The organism is Psychrobacter sp. H29, from assembly GCF_059073055.1.
On sequence record NZ_JCACRY010000001.1, the window covers coordinates 3,040,952 to 3,060,516 of the forward strand.

17 protein-coding genes are annotated in these 19,565 nt (G+C 43.6%); 11 read left to right on the forward strand and 6 right to left on the reverse strand.

From position 1 onward, the window contains the following. Positions 1-111: 111 nt before the first annotated feature. Positions 112-723: a nitroreductase family protein gene (locus tag AC5JP1_RS12475; RefSeq protein ID WP_493844334.1), complete on the forward strand. Its 612-nt coding sequence runs from the start codon at positions 112-114 to the stop codon at positions 721-723. A 177-nt stretch (positions 724-900) separates the two neighbouring features. Here AC5JP1_RS12475 and AC5JP1_RS12480 read toward each other — a convergent pair whose 3' ends face one another. The 3 genes from AC5JP1_RS12480 to nadR form a co-directional block, all read right to left on the reverse strand. Beyond that, a complete protein-coding gene (locus tag AC5JP1_RS12480; protein WP_493844335.1) occupies positions 901-1,338 on the reverse strand; it encodes an Mpo1 family 2-hydroxy fatty acid dioxygenase in 438 nt (145 codons plus the stop codon). Between the two features lie 243 nt (positions 1,339-1,581). After that, positions 1,582-2,313, reverse strand: a complete 732-nt coding sequence (pnuC, locus tag AC5JP1_RS12485) for a nicotinamide riboside transporter PnuC (protein WP_319051382.1) — start codon at positions 2,311-2,313, stop codon at positions 1,582-1,584. A gap of 109 nt (positions 2,314-2,422) precedes the next feature. Further along, positions 2,423-3,565: a multifunctional transcriptional regulator/nicotinamide-nucleotide adenylyltransferase/ribosylnicotinamide kinase NadR gene (nadR, locus tag AC5JP1_RS12490; protein WP_493844336.1), complete on the reverse strand. Its 1,143-nt coding sequence runs from the start codon at positions 3,563-3,565 to the stop codon at positions 2,423-2,425. Between the two features lie 535 nt (positions 3,566-4,100). Between nadR and AC5JP1_RS12495 the strand changes: the two genes are divergently transcribed. The 4 genes from AC5JP1_RS12495 (at position 4,101) to AC5JP1_RS12510 (ending at position 8,433) form a co-directional block, all read left to right on the forward strand. Next, positions 4,101-4,313 (forward strand): PspC domain-containing protein, encoded by a 213-nt coding sequence (locus tag AC5JP1_RS12495; RefSeq protein WP_319051385.1) that lies wholly within the window; start codon positions 4,101-4,103, stop codon positions 4,311-4,313. Between the two features lie 481 nt (positions 4,314-4,794). Beyond that, the gene (glyQ, locus tag AC5JP1_RS12500; protein WP_443526048.1) at positions 4,795-5,757 is read left to right on the forward strand and encodes a glycine--tRNA ligase subunit alpha; all 963 of its coding nucleotides are present in this window, start codon (positions 4,795-4,797) and stop codon (positions 5,755-5,757) included. A 9-nt stretch (positions 5,758-5,766) separates the two neighbouring features. Continuing rightward, a complete protein-coding gene (gene glyS, locus AC5JP1_RS12505; protein WP_493844337.1) occupies positions 5,767-7,860 on the forward strand; it encodes a glycine--tRNA ligase subunit beta in 2,094 nt (697 codons plus the stop codon). A 276-nt stretch (positions 7,861-8,136) separates the two neighbouring features. Then, a complete protein-coding gene (locus tag AC5JP1_RS12510; protein ID WP_493844338.1) occupies positions 8,137-8,433 on the forward strand; it encodes a hypothetical protein in 297 nt (98 codons plus the stop codon). A gap of 85 nt (positions 8,434-8,518) precedes the next feature. Here the strand turns inward: AC5JP1_RS12510 and AC5JP1_RS12515 are convergent, their stop codons facing one another. Further along, entirely contained in the window at positions 8,519-8,980 is a 462-nt protein-coding gene (locus AC5JP1_RS12515) for a cell division protein ZapA (RefSeq protein WP_493844339.1), read from the reverse strand. 106 nt (positions 8,981-9,086) lie between these two features. Further along, complete coding sequence (locus AC5JP1_RS12520; RefSeq protein WP_493844340.1) at positions 9,087-9,527, reverse strand: hypothetical protein; 441 nt, start codon at positions 9,525-9,527, stop codon at positions 9,087-9,089. 212 nt (positions 9,528-9,739) lie between these two features. Between AC5JP1_RS12520 and AC5JP1_RS12525 the strand changes: the two genes are divergently transcribed. The 5 genes from AC5JP1_RS12525 (at position 9,740) to AC5JP1_RS12545 (ending at position 14,988) form a co-directional block, all read left to right on the forward strand. Further along, positions 9,740-10,393, forward strand: coding sequence for a UPF0149 family protein (locus tag AC5JP1_RS12525; protein WP_443525711.1), 654 nt, complete (start codon positions 9,740-9,742; stop codon positions 10,391-10,393). A 91-nt stretch (positions 10,394-10,484) separates the two neighbouring features. Beyond that, positions 10,485-11,735, forward strand: coding sequence for an acetylornithine deacetylase (gene argE / locus AC5JP1_RS12530; RefSeq protein ID WP_493844341.1), 1,251 nt, complete (start codon positions 10,485-10,487; stop codon positions 11,733-11,735). A gap of 134 nt (positions 11,736-11,869) precedes the next feature. After that, a complete protein-coding gene (locus tag AC5JP1_RS12535; RefSeq protein WP_493844342.1) occupies positions 11,870-12,598 on the forward strand; it encodes a LysE family translocator in 729 nt (242 codons plus the stop codon). Positions 12,599-13,387: 789 nt separating this feature from the next. Then, positions 13,388-14,602: an RtcB family protein gene (locus tag AC5JP1_RS12540; protein ID WP_443525716.1), complete on the forward strand. Its 1,215-nt coding sequence runs from the start codon at positions 13,388-13,390 to the stop codon at positions 14,600-14,602. Between the two features lie 149 nt (positions 14,603-14,751). After that, a complete protein-coding gene (locus tag AC5JP1_RS12545; protein WP_493844343.1) occupies positions 14,752-14,988 on the forward strand; it encodes a hypothetical protein in 237 nt (78 codons plus the stop codon). 105 nt (positions 14,989-15,093) lie between these two features. On the opposite strand, the gene miaB is transcribed toward AC5JP1_RS12545, so the two are convergent. Beyond that, a complete protein-coding gene (gene miaB, locus AC5JP1_RS12550) occupies positions 15,094-16,587 on the reverse strand; it encodes a tRNA (N6-isopentenyl adenosine(37)-C2)-methylthiotransferase MiaB (protein WP_493844344.1) in 1,494 nt (497 codons plus the stop codon). 347 nt (positions 16,588-16,934) lie between these two features. Here miaB and AC5JP1_RS12555 point away from each other — a divergent pair, with 347 nt between their 5' ends. Further along, positions 16,935-19,067, forward strand: a complete 2,133-nt coding sequence (locus AC5JP1_RS12555) for a lytic transglycosylase domain-containing protein (RefSeq protein ID WP_493844345.1) — start codon at positions 16,935-16,937, stop codon at positions 19,065-19,067. Positions 19,068-19,565 lie beyond the last annotated feature (498 nt).

Consider the following 19,565-nt stretch of genomic DNA (forward strand, 5'->3'; position numbering starts at 1 on the left):
AATTTTTTTTGATAAAAACGACATATGGGTTTAATACCATTAAGCCTATAATAAAGAAAAAACGATAACTTATACCAACAACTATTAATATCAACAACGTGGAGCAACACTATGTCAGACCTAAAAACATTACAGCAGTTAGCAGAAAAACGCCGTTCAATCTATGCCCTTAGCGACCAGCTACCAGTATCTAATGATGAAGTTGTAAAAGTAGTGGAGCATGCTATCTTGCATACACCATCATCGTTCAACTCACAGTCAACACGCATTGTGGTGTTATTCGGTGATGACCATCATAAATTGTGGGACATGACTGAAGATGCATTGCGCGTAATCGTCGGTGACGAGGAAGCATTCAAATCTACCAAAGATAAAATTGCTGGTTTTAGAGCGGGTGCTGGTACGGTGTTGTTCTTTGAAGATCAGGCTGTCGTCAGAGGCATGCAAGAAGCGGCACCTTTATATGCTGATAATTTTCCGATTTGGTCAACCCAGACCAATGCAATGCACCAGTACGTTATTTGGACGGCGCTTGCAAGTATTGAGGTTGGCGCAAACTTACAGCACTACAATCCAGTGATTGATCAAAAAGTTGCAAGCACTTGGAACATCGATGAAGACTGGGAGCTCAAAGCCCAGTTGGTATTTGGTAAAATCGAGCAGCCAGCAGGCGACAAAGCGTTCAAGCCAGTTGACGAACGTCTAAAAGTTTTTGGTGCTTAAAATATAGGGCGTTATTGTTTTTACTTAAAAAATGTCCTAGATTAAGTACATAAAAAAAAGCGCCACCTGATTGTCAGGTGGCGCTTTTTTTATTGATGATAAAGGTCAAAGATAGCGCAGCGATACTGAATATTTGCAAAATTTGGTATTTACGAAATTCATCAGCCAGAATAATAGCTATTTGCGCTGCATTAAACTATCGGCTACCCATGCTGGACCGATCATCAAGAATTGTAGATCTTTAAAGAATGAAGGTTTTTTCCCTTCGATTTTATGACCGATGAACTGCCCAATCCAAGCGACGACAAAGACAGCTGCCCATGCTTTAAATCTCCAAGGCATGGCTGCCATGACTGACAAACAGATCAGAATGAACATACCCATCGCTAAAAACAGCGGCGTCGATAAGCGCATATAGAACAATAACACTAAGGCGCTGAGCACCAAGGTAAACCAAACAGACAGTGACATGCCCATACCTAACAGGCTGACAAAAATCGTTGGTACACATAGCCAATGGATTTTCTTATTGACCAAGTTCTGATGACTGACAGAGTACTCACTAAGCCATTGCTCAAGCGTACGCTTAGACATTTTGGGTTGATGACGTGACATACTAACCTCCCTGTTAGTGATTGAAATAAAGGGCTGATATTTGCCACTCACTCAAATATCAATATGATGTTTGATATCAGTTGTAGCATTAATCGCGTGTATCTACCATTTTATCTCATAGACGGCACAGTCAAATTTGGACAGGTTGCTAATGTCATGTTGGCAACAGTTGTCTCAATGTCCTATATGTTTCCAAATCTTATGTGTCTTAAAGTCTCATACAGTTTTTTGTAGCTGATGTTATTAACCACGTTCGCTACGATGCCACTCGTACAGACCGACAAATGCATTGACCTGATAAACCATGGTTTGAATAGCAAAAATATAGTTACCAGACATGAGATTCACAATGAGCCAGACAAAGTTCACGATGATCCATAGCCACCAGTTGAACGAGTAACGCAAAATCATGGCAGCCTGTGCAGTAATAGACAGTACAAATGCAATGACGTTGATCCAAAAAAAGGAGATAAACCCTAAAAATTTACTGTTGTCATCTTCTACGACCGCATATCCATAGCTGGTTAGCAGATCGTTGATAGTAGGGAATAGCGCAAGACCAATGATGATAAAAGTTGCAGTGATCAACCAAACCGCTTTGCTCGCTGACTTGGGGATCATATCGCCATCAGGATCCGTGTGCTTGGACCAATAAAAGATACCATAGACATGGGTAAAAAAGTTAAAAAGTGGTGCCAGCATTAAGCCCACTGCGCCAGACGTTGCCTGTACGATAACCTCACCTGCGGTTGCCCCCATCCCAAAACCATTGCCCATGACGTTTTTGCGAAATGATAGTGAGACCACGCAAACCAAGCCAATAAATGAGACAGCCAAATAAAACCAATCGAGCGTGGTATGGTCTGTTGTGAGCCAAAACCCTGCGGACAAGGCAATGACCCCGCAAATAAACCAGATGACAATCCATTGCATTGCCCATTTTCCGGTAATGTTGTCCAATAGTTGAATACGCATAATTTTTTCCTCTAAAATAAATACTGATATCAATATGTTGCTAACTGTCATGCGCTAGCTGAATAACATGCGCTAGTGAATAAGTTATTATAAATATACTCTGAATTTTTTATGGCTTTTTGCCGTAGACATGTTGATCGATAAACAATAACGCTTGTTGATAACGAGCATCATAATCAGGCTGGTCTATCATATGCGGCATGATATCGTGACGTGCAAAAATATCTACCAGACGCTGTTCAAACCGTCCACGTGCCTCAGGCGTACCCAAAGAGCGCATGCCATCATCGATCCACGGCGTATTGTTATCCAGCATAATGGTGTGGTCTACACGAAACTCATCAATACAGGCAGCCACAAAAGGATGGGTGCGACCCTCGTACTCTTCACAAAATGCCTGCGTGGTCACAAAGTCAGTATCAACGATGGTGACAGGCGCAGTCGCATGGGCTTTGGCCTCTCGTATCGCTTGCGCATGGTCGAGAGAGATAGGGCCATAATCGCTATATTGCAGTCCAACCTCACTACCACCCAAGTCTGTGCCGACATACAAACGACCCATCTCTAGTGCAAAGCTGGCACCGTAATAATTAGCCAGCTTATGTACCAGTGTCGTCTTACCTGAACTTTCACCACCAACGATAGCGACGGTCTTGGTATAGTTAGCGCGGGCCTCTGGATGAATCGCTGACCAGTGAGTGACTGGATCACGAGCAATCGCATACGAGTCAAACTCAGGCTGTAGCGCTGTCGTGACCACTTGCAAAATCAACTGCTCTTGTACATCACTCTGCGTTAGCGGGTGGTTATCAGCCATAAACAATGCTGTCTCTGCAGGTAGTGCTAGTGCGTCCATCAAACGCTGCAATTTAGCGTTGCTAGCAGCCACATCAATACGGATATCCTCACTACTATCATAAAGATGCTCATGAAGAGGCAACTCGAGCTCATGAGTCGTATGAATATGAATAAATGGCAGGTCTGCACAGGCCATCTGTAGCCAGCGCGCTTTGTCTTGTAACGTAATAGCAAAATCTGGATGCGGTGAAGGATGCGCCATAATGACAATGTGTAAGGTTTTTGCCTGTCCTGCTGCTTCTAATATGCTGCGCATTTGCCCCAAATGTAGTGGCTCAAAATGTCCAATCATCAATCCCGTATCGTACATGGTCGTCCTTATTTTTGTTTTATCTTTATATTCTGTCTCAGTTTTTGTGATGAGTTTTCTAAAGTCTGAGTTGTTTATCAGCATGGTATAAAGGTTTGGGTGGATTTGCAGGTAGGTTATTGTAACCCTGACTTATATCTGACTTTTTTGCACATTATTCTATATTCAGCTGGCTATTTTGAACGGATAGTTTATTGAATTTATCAATGACAAATTAGGCGTGGCTTATCGGTAATTTATTGGTAACTGATAATTGAGCAGCCGAAGGTTTTTTGATAATTTTTGGTGGTTACTAGCGTTATCAAATTACTGTTTATCTCTTTGATTAAATTAAAAAATAATAAGAATTGGAAGGTGTTGTTGTAAGGATTAAGCAACAAAGGTAATTTTGAAACATTTTGAAATAACTATTTAAAATCAGGGGTTTGCGCGCAGTTATGACAGATTAGGGTAAGCTTAGGTATCATAAACTCACAAAGTACGTCTACAGCGTCAACAGATAAATACTAAAGAGTTGATATACTTATTCATAAGTTAGCAACACAAAGTTTTTTTGACATATAGAAAAAAGCAAAAAAAGAATAAATATATAAAAACAAACATTAGAGAGGTATTTAGTTTGGCTAAGTTAGCAAAGTTACATCGCTCACAAAACAATCGTATGATAGCGGGCGTAATGGGCGGGATCGCAGAGTATGTTGGTTGGTCTCCAACGTGGGTTAGATTACTTTTTGTGATTATCTCATCGTTGAGTGCAGCAGTACCTGGTATCTTGATTTACATCATACTGTGGATAATCATGCCAAAAGCCAATAGTGGGTCTTATCAGTGATTACGCTTTGATAAGTTTTGAAATTAGAATTTAAAAGCGCTAAGTTAAAGAGCTAAGTTGTAAACGCAGTTAAAAGAACAGCAGTACCTTAAAAATAAAAAGCCTGAATAATCAGGATGCCCAAGATACAATTTTCCTCCTGCCCGAATGCTCACGCATTTGGGTATTTTTTTGTCTATCTTAACCATATCTCTCACCACGTCTTTTAATGATGATTTGCCTTTCATGATTATTCGACCAAAAAACAGTCGTATAGCGACGTGTTTGTGTTCACAATGCAAATTTAGTTGACGTAAATATGGATAAAATAGTCAATTTTTAGTAAGGTGAGCAGGCAAATAGAGTCGTTGCCAAAATGCGTGGCGAGTGCTATCAGAGATTTAGTTAATAATACTCATTTCACAGTGGCTTTACTATGAATACCCAAACTATGACATCCGAAGCGACAACCCCAATGACACAAGATAAAAACTCTCAACCGATGACCTTTCAAGACTTAATCCTAACCTTACAGAATTATTGGGCTGACAAGGGCTGCGTTATATTGCAGCCTTATGATATGGAAGTCGGCGCAGGCACCTTTCATACGGCAACGTTTTTGCGCTCGTTAGGTCCTGAGCGTTGGAACGCAGCTTATGTACAGCCATCACGTCGTCCTACCGATGGGCGCTATGGTGACAACCCAAACCGCTTGCAGCATTATTATCAGTTTCAGGTGGTGCTAAAGCCAAATCCACCTAACATTCAAGAGCTATATCTAGACTCACTACGTGCCATTGGTATTGACCCGTTGGTGCACGATGTGCGTTTTGTGGAAGACAACTGGGAATCACCGACGCTAGGCGCTTGGGGCTTGGGCTGGGAGATTTGGCTGAACGGTATGGAAGTGACGCAGTTCACGTACTTCCAGCAAGTTGGCGGTATTGAATGCTTCCCAGTGACAGGTGAGATTACCTATGGTCTTGAGCGTCTAGCTATGTATGTGCAAGGCGTTGATAGCGTTTATGATTTGGTATGGGCAGATGGTGAGTTTGGCCGCGTCACTTATGGTGATGTGTTCCATCAAAACGAAGTTGAGCAGTCGACCTACAACTTTGAGCATGCTGATGTGCCAATGATGGGCGAGATGTTTGACTTTTATGAACAGCAAGCCGACAAGTTAGTCGAAGCTGGCTTGCCATTGCCTGCTTACGAGATGGTATTAAAAGCCTCTCATGCCTTTAATTTGCTGGATGCACGCGGTGCGATTTCAGTCACTGAACGTCAGCGCTTTATTCTGCGTGTGCGTACCCTTGCGCGCAAAGTTGCCATCGGTTATGTCGAAGCTCGTGCCAAATTGGGTTTCCCATTGGCAGATGAAGCACACCGTGCCGAAGCACTTGAGAAGTATCTACCAAAAGAAGCAGCAGACACTGACAACAATCAATCTACTAATAAAAAATAGGAGCATCCCATGAGTACTATTCTATTTGAACTGGGGTGTGAAGAGCTACCTCCAAAAAGCCTAAAGCCATTACGTGATGCCTTACAAGCCAGTGTCACCCAGCAGCTGACTGACGCTGATATCAGCTTTGACAGCATCAAAGCCTTTGCCGCGCCGCGCCGTTTAGCGATTCAAATCGAGGGCATTAGCGACAAGCAGCCTGATCGTACTGAGCAAAAACGCGGACCAGCAATCAAAGCCGCTTTTGATGCAGAGGGTAATCCAACACGTGCGGCGATGGGTTTTGCCAAAGGCTTAGGCATTGACGCCAGCGAGCTTACGACGATTAACACTGATAAAGGTGACTATGTCGGCTTTGAGCAGACCATTACCGGTCAAGCGACTACGGAGCTACTGCCAGCTATGTTTCAGACAGCATTAGATAGCCTACCGATAGCCAAGCGTATGCGCTCAGGTAGCAGCCGCAATGAGTTTGTCCGTCCCGTACAGTGGGCAGTATTGATGCAGGATGCTGCTGTTATTGATGCGACTATTCAAGGGCACCAAACAGGCTCGCAAACTCGTGGCCACCGTTTCCACAGCCCTGACTACCATAACATCGTTCATGCCAATGAATATGAGCAATTGCTAGATAGTCTAAAGGTTGTAGTAGATTTTGATAAACGCCAAATGCTGATCAACAACCAAGTCAAAGCATTGGCAGGTGAGGTCAATGCGGACGCTATCGTACCGCAGGACTTGCTGGACGAAGTGACCGCGTTGGTTGATTTTCCCATTGCACTAAGAGCGAGCTTTGAAGCGCGTTTTTTACAAGTGCCGCAAGAAGCGCTTATCTCGACTATGCAGGCTGATCAAAAGTATTTTTGCTTGACCGACAAAGCAGGTAAGCTGCAGCCGTACTTTATCTTTATCACTAACATTGAATCAAAAGATCCTAACCAGATCATTGAAGGCAACGAAAAAGTTGTGCGTCCACGTTTGGCTGATGCTGAGTTTTTCTTCTTACAAGATCAAAAGCAGCCATTATTTGCGCTCACAGAAAGCCTGAAAACGCGCGTATTCCAAGACAAATTGGGTACGATTTGGGAGAAATCTGAGCGTATTGCTAAGCTTGCAGCATTTATTGCTACTTTGATGCAGCAGCAAGGTCACGACATCAATGTTGATGACACCGTACGCGCTGGTATTTTGTCCAAAGCAGATTTGGCCAGCTCGCTCGTTGGTGAATATCCTGAATTGCAAGGTATCGCGGGCACGTATTACGCGCGTTTGAATGAGGAATCTGAAGCAGTTGCGGCAAGCTTAGAAGAGCAATACCTGCCTAAGTTCAGTGGTGATGTGCTGCCGCAAACACCAATTGGTATTTGCTTAGCATTGGCTGATCGCTTAGATACATTGGTTGGTATTTTTGCCATTGACCAAGCACCAACGGGCTCAAAAGATCCGTTTAGCTTACGTCGTTCTGCCATTGGTATTTTGCGTATTTTGATTGAAAAGCAGTTGCCGATTAATTTGGTAGCGCTCGTTGAGCAGGCGATCAAAGGCTATAGCAATGCCGAGGGCAGCAAGATTGCTAAAATGGGCGACACCTTTACTCAGGTCATGGCGTTCTTGAACTCGCGCTATCGTGCGATGTATACAGAGCAAGGTGTCAGCGTTGATACGATTCAGGCAGTGCAAGCGATTAATCCACATATGCCGCTCGATTTTGAGCAGCGTATCCGTGCCGTACAAGCATTTGGCGAGATGTCACAAGCGTCGATGTTGGCTGACTCTAATAAGCGGGTAGCCAACATATTGGCCAAGTCAGAAACCAGTGTTGCTGACACGGTTGATGAAGCGCTATTGTCTGAGCCTGCTGAGCAAAATCTATATGCAAATGTGAAGCAAGCACAGACGAGGGTACAACCGTTGCTTGAGCAAGCAGACTATACCCAAGTATTGCAGACATTAGCAAGCTTAGATGAGCCACTGACACAGTTCTTTGATAACGTGATGGTCAATAGCGACGACGTGGCATTGAAGAATAACCGCTTGGCACTGCTAAAGCAGGTTCGCGCTCTGTTCTTGACTGTGGCTGATATCAGTGAGCTACAGCTGTAGCGGTCAATCTTTAACCGTAGATTTTGATAAAAACTGGCTCAATGTGGCCAGTTTTTTGTTGCTATAGACCAGCGTCATTTTCTATTGTCATGGGTTGTTACCTACGGTCAATGGTAATTAAACGGTAAAGGCATTGTGCCATTACCATTATTGACGGTAAAATTTACGTTATCAAAGCGTATGAAACAGTCATTAGCGTAGCCAGTTTTTGTACAGCTATTAGCTTGGTGGCTTTTGATAGCCATCACGTTTATCCGTAATCAAAGGAGCACAGCCGTGTTTGCCGTTATTATTGTCATTCTCATTATTTGGGCTTCAATGTGGGCTTTTTATAAGTTTATGTACCCACGTCCGCCTAGAAGCATGATGCCAAAAGAAGGTGATATCATCACACCGCGTCAGTGTAATTTTTGTGGCAACAGCTTGGCTGAGTATCGCGGTGTCCTTGAAACCAAGCCAAATATAGCTGCCAATAGTGACAACCCTATCGACGCCAATCAAGAATTGTTTTTCTGCAATTATGAGCATCAAGCAGACTTTCACGCAGGCAAAACCTATAAGCCTTACTCATAATTAGAGGTATGACAGAGCAATGCTTGATCGCAAAAAAAGCGCTTAGTCGTTGTGACCTAAGCGCTGCTCTACATTACTTATCAGTTTATAAGATCGAGTGTGCATCTTTCATAATTTTATTTAGCAATGCTTGTGATTGTTTTTCTTGTTGCAGGCGATCTTCATCACTTCTCTGATTGGCATGAATTTTTTCGTATAAGTTCAAGCAGCACAGTACCAGTATGCTTTCTTGACTCAAGCTTGGCGCTTCTCTTTTTAGATCGAGTGCATAGTTGTTTATATAAGAAACCGCTGATAGTAGCTCTTCTTGCTCATGTACAGGACAAAAAATAGGGTAGGTAACCCCTGCAATCGCGATATCTACTTTTTTGATTTGTGGTTCAGGTGTATTTGTTGTCTTGGTATTGGCTTTTGCAACTGTACTTGAGGCGGTGGACCCTGCTTGAGCTGACTTTTGCGCTGGCAATCCTTTACTTGATGCTTGAGAATACGGTGCTGTATTGTTTTTTGGCTGTTTTTCTATCGATTTGTTTTGGTCATCGGTCATGATAAATCCTACAATGTCTGGTCAGTGAAATGAGTGATGTGAGATATAACAAGTGGCAGTTTGACAAACCGTATCTCTTTGCATGCTACCTTTACTAGAGGGTGAGTTAGCCTTCTGCCTGATCGATACGGGTTAGGCGTTGTAATACCACTTGCGTGCGCTCAGCTGCTAGCTGATTTTTCTTTTGCAGCTCACTGTTTTGATGTTTGATATCGCTGTACTGCTGCTTTAGTTCATTATTATGTTTTTGCAGCTCGCTGTTTTGTTGTTGTAGTTGGCTGATCTGTTTTTGCAGTTTGTCTTGCTCTTCACCGATCATATGATGCGCTTCAGCGAGACTCTGATAGCGTTTGTCGAGGTCGTTCAGTTGTTTTTTGGCACCATCACGTTCGCTATGGCTACTATCAAGCTGAGTCTGTAGGGCGGTGACTTCTTTTGCATCGGTAACAGGGTTTTGTTTTAGGCTGCTAAGTTCAGCACTGACAAGCTGATACTGTTTTTTGATGTCTAGTACCATTTTTTCTAATATTCTAAGTTGATCATACATAGTCAGTTTTTATCCTTAACAAGTAAGCGTGAATGAATTTTGTTCGCTGCATTTAATAATGCCATAGGTGACCGCATAATATCTATATCAACAAAGTAATTACAAGCACGAGATTTGGTCTTTTTACTTTTATTTACCGGTAATCTGTCCCCGACATTTTATCGAGTTTCTTGTTATTTTATGAGTCATACTCAATTACTAGGACATCTGTTATGAACGATAATATTTCTGGCTGGAATACTTGGCTGACTGCTTTTGATGATTGGACTGATGTGTCCATCAGCGAAGTGCATGGCTTGATGACAGGGCTTATGACCGCTTGTAATGCACCTGACGAATCGACATGGGCAAAGGTGTTCGAAGAGCTGAGCTTTGCACCATTACCAGAGGCTGCATTGACCTTGTTGGCAGAAGAAGCAGAGGACACCGTATTTCAGTTAAAAGACAAAGATGATGCCTATGCGTACATGCCACTCATCCCTGATGATGAACATGATTTGTACGAGCGCGTGATGGCATTGAAACAGTGGTCGAACGGGTTTATGACAGGTTTTGGTATTACCGATTGTGGTTTGACTAGTGAAGAGAACGAGATGCTCTCAGATTTGGCTAAGATTGGGGCGATTCGTTTAGAGGAAGACGAAGACTTCGAAGGTGGGGAGGAGTCTTATCTTTATATTTACGAGTTTGCCCGTATGGTGCCAGTGAGTTTTGCGACGCGTAAACGCAAGCATGTGAAAGACATTGCGTTGATTGCTGGACTGTCTATCGATGCTAAAACCACCAAAGAGCTACAAGCAGAAGGCAAGTTGCCAAAACCGATGCCACCAGTGCTTGACGTGATGAATCAGAATAATCCATCATAGGACGAATCTGATCAATCATAGTTTGTGAGAATTAGTTTTTAAGAAGTAGTTTGTGAGAAATAGCTCTTAAAAATCGTAATAAGGATATTTTATGATCCAAGATACTAATGTCAATGCTAGCAATGACGAACAGTTAAGCCATGCTACACACCCGAGTAATAGCCTTGATTGGCTAACGCGCTTGATCGCCTTTGACACGGTCAGTCGACATTCCAACTTAGCATTGATTGAAGACGTGCAAGCGTACTGTGAGCAGTTGGGTTTGGCGGTGGATTTGACCTTTAACGAGGCAAAAACCAAGGCTAACTTGTTTGTGACCGTACCCGCTGGCGAAAATGCTGACCAAGTAAACAATGGTCTTGTGCTGTCTGGTCACACTGATGTGGTGCCAGTCGATGGTCAAGACTGGACATCAGAGCCATTTACCGCGACGATACGTGGTGACAAGCTATACGGACGCGGTGCGTGTGATATGAAAGGCTTTATCGCTTGTGCGCTGACGATATTGCCACAAGCCGTGCAGTTATCGAATAGCGGTCAGTTGCGACGTCCGTTGCATTTGGCACTGTCGTTCGATGAAGAGGTAGGCTGCTTGGGCGCACCATTGATTTTGGCAGACCTAAAAGCGCGTGGCATCACGCCTGATTACTGTATCGTTGGTGAACCCACCAATATGGCGATGGTAGTCGCACATAAAGGTATTGCGGTTTATCGTTGCCGTGTTCATGGCAAATCAGCGCATTCGTCTTTGATTGCTCAAGGGGTCAATGCAATCAGCTATGCCAGCAAATTGGTAGGCTATGTCGATACGCTAGCTGAAGAGCTGAGCGCTCGTAACGACGCTTTGGAAGACGGGGATGCATTGTTTACCGTGCCTTATTCTACCTTATCAGTAGGGACGATACACGGCGGCACAGCTACCAATATTGTCCCCAATCTGTGCGAGTTCACCTTTGACTATCGTAATCTGCCGCACATGACACAAGACGATATACTCGAGCCTATTCAAGCAAAAGTTGCTGAGCTAAATGCTCAAATGCAAGCACGTGCGCCTGAGACGGGTATCGAGCTGATGCAAGAAGAAAGCGTCCCTGCCATGACCGATAGCGATAGCGCTGAATTACAATCGTTAATCGCTGCGCTGACAGGGGATGACGAGCGTCATAAAGTCGCTTATGCCACAGAAGGCGGACAGTTTACCAATGCAGGTATTCCAACGATCATCTGTGGTCCTGGTAGTATTGAGCAAGCGCACAAAGCGGATGAATATGTCGAACTCATCGAAATCGAACGCTGTGATGCTTTTTTGCAAAAACTACTAACGAGCTGCACAAGTAAATAATGTATGAAAATACTAAACATATGTATATAATATGAGCAAGTACAAATAATACCGCCTAAATGGCGGTATTTATTTTTTGGCAGTGTAGCGGATCGCATCAGAGCCGCTGATATATAAACAGTAGAGGTGGGTTGATGTCTTGGCATCTGTTTGCAGTATTTTTCGCAAGTACGTTTTTGATTTCCGCGACGCCAGGTCCCAATATGTTACTGGCATTCCAGTATGGCATGAACTATGGCGTGAAGCGGACGCTATGGACGTTGGCAGGGCTGAGCCTTGGTTTGTTTGTATTATTGCTATCAACGCTGCTGGGACTGGATGTGATCAGTCGTCAGTCACCGTGGCTACTGACCATTATCAAAGCCGTGGGTGCGATATACCTAATCTACCTGGGTATCAGCTCATGGCGTGATGCAGGCGATGGCAGTTTGATGAGCGATGCCAAAGAGTTGAGTGCGGAGGTAGAGGCGGACTATGCTACCTCAGAAGATAGAGTTGATGTGCCAAAGCCGCGTTCGCTCTCTAGTGCAGCTACTAAAATCGCACCTAGTAACACAACCTTGTTTCGTACTGGTGTCTGGGTCTCTTTATCTAACCCAAAAGCTATCTTATTCTTTGCGGCATTTTTCCCTAAGTTTATCAATTTCAGCGCACCACTATGGCCGCAATATGTCCTATTGACCATCGGCTTGTTTTTAAGCGAAACGATTTGGCAGATCGTATATACGCTAGGCGGCAAAAAGCTGGCAAGTTGGCTCGATGTGGGTAATCGCCTAGCTTGGCTCAATCGTGGTTGCGGAGTAATATTTATCATTATTGCAGCTGCTTTATTAGCTGAAGTAATCAATAGCTTTATAGCTTAAAAAATACTGGTAAGATTCTAAATTAAAGTGATTAATTAAACACACGTTTATTAAATTATTTTCTATACAAGCCAAGTTAATTATTGACTTTAATTTTTAAATCGTTATTATTAGCTCATTGATTTATACTGCTTATCTTTCATAAGCGATAAATCGTTTCAATTAACCTGCTATTGTCGCCATGACATTAGCCACAACCTATGGGGGAATCATCGTGTCCTATATAACTACCAAGACGTTTTTAAAGATTGAATGTGTAAACCACATGACAGCAATGACACCTTCGAAAAGGTTTGGCTAAATTTTTATATAAGCTATTGAGTGATATTCCATCTATCGATATCAACGAATAGCTTTCTGTATCTACTTGCGCTATCTCTTTTCTAAGTCTACTGTGCCAAATTTGCTCTGCGATTGTGCTAAGCCATATTGCGCTTGCTGTTATCTGTTTGCCTAACATTTTTCTTTACCGTTATTGCTAATAAAGCGACTCAGGCTATGATTTAGCTAAAGCTTTTCTATGCGTATAATATTTACGCTGTGGCCGACGGTTCTGATCTATATTATCTTTCTTTAAAATGTCTATAATAAATTAACCATGAATTTTTATTGATTTTTTAATTAATAAGAACACGGTTTTTTATTGCCTAAATTTTATAATTTATTAATTTTATTTATTATTAAACTTTTTGTTTAATTGAGATAGATAAGTAATATCTAAAAATTATAAAAACTGGTAATGATAAAAAATGTATGGTTATTAAAATAATAAAATGGAAATAACAAATTATGAGCATTCAATTAGTATTAAACGAAAATCGGAAACACGGCGTACCAGTCAAGATTTACACCACCGATGTTGAGCAAGGTGCCATGCAGCAGTTACGCAATTTAGCCCAGCTAGAGTTTGTGCATTCACACATTGCAGTGATGCCCGATGTGCACGTTGGCAAAGGTGCGACAGTCGGTAGCGTGATTCCGACCAAGTCAGCCATCATTCCTGCCGCAGTTGGGGTAGACATTGGCTGCGGTATGAACGCAGTACGTTTGTCCCTGACGGCAAGTGATCTGCCTGATAACTTAAGGTCATTGCGATCGATCGTTGAGCAACAAGTGCCAGTCGGCTTCAATATGCACAAGCAAATCCAAGCCAAAAACTCAACGCTTGATCCATTGGGTAAACGCCTAAAACCGATTACTGATAAACACCCAGGTTTGCTTAAAATGCTTAAAGGTTTTGAGCGTACTTGGGCGAAGCAGCTGGGAACACTCGGCGGTGGCAATCATTTCATTGAGCTGTGCTTGGATGAGAACAATGATGTCTGGGTGATGCTGCATTCTGGCAGCCGCGGCATCGGTAATTGTATCGGTCAGTACTTTATTAATCTTGCAAAAAAAGAGCGTCAATCGCGCTTTGGTCATGTGCCAGATCGAGATTTGTCTTACTTTGCCGAAGGGTCTGATAGCTTTGCTGATTATGTTGAAGCGGTAGGCTGGGCGCAGGACTACGCGCTTGAAAACCGCCGCGAGATGATGCGTCTCGTCATTAAGTCATTACAGTCGCCACAAGCAGGATTGCCACGATTTAAGCTGACCAAAGAAGCCATTAATTGTCATCATAACTATGTCAATGAAGAAGTGCATTTTGGTGAGCAAGTCTATGTGACCCGTAAAGGCGCGATCAGTGCTTATGCAGGTGAGCTTGGTATTATTCCGGGCTCTATGGGCGCAAAGTCTTTTATCGTACGTGGTCTAGGCGAGGCAGAATCTTTTTGCTCATGTTCACATGGGGCAGGACGACAGATGAGCCGTGGTAAAGCCATACGAGCGTTCACTATCGATGAGCTAAAGGCGCAGACGGATGGAGTCGAGTGTCGCAAAGACAAAGGCGTCATCGATGAGATACCTGGCGCTTATAAAGACATCGATGAAGTGATGGCCAACCAAGCTGACTTGGTCGAAGTGGTGCATACGCTTAAACAGGTCATGTGTATTAAAGGCTAACAAGTAAAACCATAGCGAGTCACGACGGTGTCAATCGAGCTAAATGTATTAAGTATACTATTTGCGCTCGACTTCCTAGTCGTGACTTCACTATGGGGTCACTCGAATATATAAAATAGATTTAGAGTTATTAAAATACAGGTAACAATATGAGCTTAAAACAAACCTTAAAAAAGGCCAAACAAATTGAGAGGCGGTTAGAGCAGCAAGCTGTGACAGGTGTGCAACACTCGCTAGGCACAGTCAAGCCGCGTAATTATCTAGCGCTTGATCCATTATTAAGAAAAGGTGGTATTCACGAAAAAGAAGACATCGATCTCGTCCGCAAAAAACGCCGCCGTGAGACCAAACAGGAGCTACGGCAGACAGATTGGTTATCAAAATAATGGTGATTAACATTCACTCACAAAAAAGCCGTTCGCTATTATATATAGTGAACGGCTTTTTTATTCTTACTCAGATTTATAATTTAACCATTGTTACCTTAACCACTATGCCAATACTTCGATTAGCTCACCTTTCACCATGTGCGGGCTGACGAAATCGGTAATACGTACGCTCACAAGTTTACCCAACAGCTCATTCATTTTCTCAACATCATGAGGGAACATGACGGTACGAGTGTTATCCGCCGTGCCGATTAAGCAATCAGGGTGGCGATTGGCAACTTGTTCAACCAAGACGCGAGTCGTGGTCCCGACCATCTCATGCGTTTTCGCAAGCGTTGAGTCAATGATGACTTTTTGAAATTCAGCCAAGCGCTCTTTCTTAGTTTTGAAACTGACATCATCTGGTAACTCAGCGGCTGGAGTGCCTGGACGCTTAGAGTAGATAAAGCTATAAGAGTGATCGAAGTTCAATGTTTTTGCCAAGTTCAAGGTATCTTGGAAGTCTTGTTCCGTCTCACCCGGGAAGCCAATAATAAAGTCGCTCGACAAGTGAATATCGGGACGAATGGCTTTGAGCTTATTAATCTGATTGATATAAACATCAATGGTATGGTTGCGCTTCATCGCTGCCAAGATAGCGTTTGAGCCACTCTGAACTGGTAGGTGCAAGTGCGATACCAGCTCTGGCAATTGTGCATAAGCGTCGATGATGTCATCGGTAAACTCAAGTGGATGACTGGTCGTATAACGAATACGCTCGACACCATCGACATGCGAGACATAATGCAACAGCTCAGCGAAACGGCAAATGCTGCCGTCGTCTTTTTCGCCGCGATAGCCGTTGACGTTTTGACCCAATAGGTTGATTTCACGGATACCCTGAGCGGCAAGGCTGTCAATCTCAGCCAAGACGTCATCGAGTGGACGTGATAATTCTTCACCGCGCGTATAAGGCACGACGCAAAATGAGCAGTATTTTGAGCAGCCTTCCATAATAGAGACAAAAGCTTTGTAGCCTTCTACTCTTGGCTCAGGCAAAAAGTCAAACTTTTCGATGCTAGGGAATGACACATCGATCGTGCCAATGCGGTTTTTGGGCGCGATCTCACGTTGCTCATGTGATTGATCATATAGCTCTGGCAGGCGGTGCAAGGTTTGCGGGCCAAATACCATATCGACGTAAGGCGCACGTTTTTGAATGTTATCACCTTCTTGTGAGGCTACGCAGCCACCGACGCCAATGACAAGGTCAGGACGTTTTTCTTTTAGCTTGCGCCAGCGACCCAATTCTGAAAAGACTTTTTCTTGCGCTTTTTCGCGGATAGAGCAGGTATTCATCAGTAGCACGTCGGCCTCATCGATATCATGAGTGACTTCCATACCATGTGAGTCGCCTAGCACGTCTAGCATTTTGCCAGAGTCATAGACATTCATCTGGCAGCCTTGGGTAGTGACGAAGACTTTTTTGGTCGTTGATTTTTCGACGGGTGCTTGGGCTGAACTTTGCTCTTTGAGTGCGGTGACAGCACGTGCAGTGACAGTCGTCTCAGCAACAGCATCGTCATCGATGCGGGGATTGAATACAGTAACACTCATAAGGATAAGTCCATGATTGACCAAAAATATAGCGGAGTAGCCGATTGACAGGTGGCGTATTTTATCACAACCTGGTACCAATGTGAAAAATTAGCATCGCCTATCAGTCGTCAATAAGACAAATAATTCACAGTAGTATCAATTATTTACTACTACGAATGAGGGTGTTTACCGAAATAAATACTCTTTATCACTTCTATGTTACACCGTGCTGTCCTATTTATTAACAAAAGGTAAAGGAGATAGTTGAAAGCACAATGAGTATAGTATGATGACTGCTATACCCTTGGCGGTACTTAGCGAACCGTTATTCAAATACTCGTAGAGAGACAATAAAGAGAGTCAGTATGACAAAGTTGCGTGTTGCTCATAGCATCAAGGATGAAGAATCTACCAGTCAAAAACAAATGTCAAAACGACTTACAGTGGGGACGTTACGCATGAGTGCACTCAGCGTGGCGACCGCAGTGAGCGCGCTTGGTGTATCGCAAGTTGCCTGCGCGGAGCTGACGTGGGGTGATAACGAGGGTTACCAACAAGAAAGTAACTACCAGCAAGATTATCAGCAAGACACCAGTATTGATTCATTTATGGGTGCCGCAATCGCTGCAGACCGCGGTGACGTGAGTGAGCTCTATAACTATGAGCAAGTCATGAGCGGTGGTTTATTTGCCATGTATCCTACTTACTGGCGTATGAATCTAGACTTGAACTCACAAAGCTCAGCGGCCGTTTCACAGTTTGTGCGTCAGTATCCAAATACAGTGATGGCTGAAAAATTAGTGGCTGACTATGCTGAAACTAAGGCTGGTTCTAATGATTATGCCTCGGTCAGACAAGTGGCGAATCTCATCACCAATGCAGACGCAAGCGAGCGCTGTGCGGTTGCGCTTGGGTTCAACAATGGCGGTGATACCATGCGCGCTATGGCAGCCAAGTCTGATGTCTGGCTGACTACCAAAAAGCAGCCCGCATTGTGCGATCAGTTAGCGATGGAGATGAATAATAATGCGCTGATTAGCAATCAGGATCGCGCCTCTCGTCTCAAGCGTATGCTACGCACTGGCAAAACAGGCGATATCATGGCATTGTCCTCACGCCTAGGTACTCCGATTGCTTATTCTGCGCTGAGCGAAATTCAGCTCAATCCATCATCATTTTTTAGTCGATTTGGCCGTGAACCTGCCAGCCAGACCAATCAATACCTGTATTTATACGCAATCGGCCGAGTCGCTGACAAATCTTATCGCGAGGCGGCGATCCAGTTAGAGTTTGATATTAGACAAGACAATCAGCGCTCAGTTAGACTATTAAATGACGAAACCCGTCGCTATGCGTATCGTACGCTTGGCGTCAAGCGCATGAACCACAATACAGATGATGGCTTTAATGCTGAAGCAGTGGAGTGGTTTCGCAATAGCTTAGACAATGATTTTAATTTTGAAGAAGCAGAAGACTATGCCATGGCGGCGATTCGTTTCGGTCGCTGGGATGACGTCGTAGAGTCCATCTCAAAAATGGATGGAGAGACTCAGAAAGAGGCGCAGTGGCAGTATTGGTTGGCTCGTGCTTATGAGCAATCAAGCGATAGTAGCAAGCGCAATACTGCCAAAAAAATGTATCAAAATATCGCAAAAAGTAACGATTACTATGGCCTAATGGCAAAAGATAGAATCGGTCAACGTTTCGATGCTAGCCGTCTCGGTGGTAGTAACCTGCCTAAAGTCAGTACCGCTGACCGCGCTCGTGTCATGCAAGATGGTAACTTTGCTCGAGCTTTTGCCTTGTACAATTCTGATGCTAGCCGAGGGTATGCCAACCGCGAATGGAACTGGGCAGTGAAACAAGCACGTGATAAGCGTGATGACAACTTAATCATAGCTGCTGCTCGTCAGGCTTATGATATGGGCTGGCTTGATCGAGCGATCTATGCGGTGGACAATACCGATAGAGTCGATAGCTTAGCGCTTTCGCATCCAATGCCGCATCAGAGTGCAGTGGTACGTTATAGCGAGTCAGCGGGCATTGATCCAGCGTGGGCTTATGGCATCATGCGCCAAGAGAGTCGTTTTGTGACCTCTGCGCGCTCAAACGTTGGCGCTAGTGGCTTGATGCAGGTTATGCCTGATACCGCAAAATACATCGCTCGTAATCTGGGCGAGACTTATAGTGCGAGCCGTGCCAATAGCGGTGATACCAATATCCGTTATGGCACATGGTACATGGGTGATATCTTAGGCAAGCTCAACTATCAGCCAGTATTGGCAACGGCAGGTTACAATGCCGGTCCCAACAACGCCAAACGCTGGCAGCCGCTCTATGGCTCTATCGCCGCAGATCAGTACGTTGAGTCGATTGCATTTCCTGAAACGCGCAACTACGTCAAGCATGTGATGGAAAACGCCACTATCTATAGTAGCCTTTTAGGTCGTAGTCAGCCAATCAGTCAGCGTATGGGTACAGTGCCTGCTTCATTTTAGCCAGTGATGTTATAAACAATAAACCACTAATAATTTTTTGTTAGTGGTTTATTTTTGTACACTAGATTGTTTGACCAGTGATGAATGACTTTATAGACTGTTATTTTATATGTAGTCGTTTATCAGTTGTTTCATACATAGTCATCTGACAAATACCTATCTGATCAGCGCGCAATTCTTGACGAAGGCGACAACGTTTACGTTTCTGCTATAGATTAAAAAAGACGTTTTGTTAACATTACTTTAGTTAGTGTCCATATTTTTTCAGCCTTACTCTGAAGTTGTGCTATGTTTGATGTTTTAGACACGGTGATTCGAGTAGTATTCTATGTTTTACCACTGCTAATTACCTTCAGTCTTATGATCAAAGATTTTTTCAAACTGTCCGTATCGTCGAGAGCTAACTATTCATTACCGACTCAAGCGCAGCCGTTATTACATATGAGAGCAAAAACAAACGCAAAAGTTAAAACATCCAATTCCTTAGAGCAGTTTCGT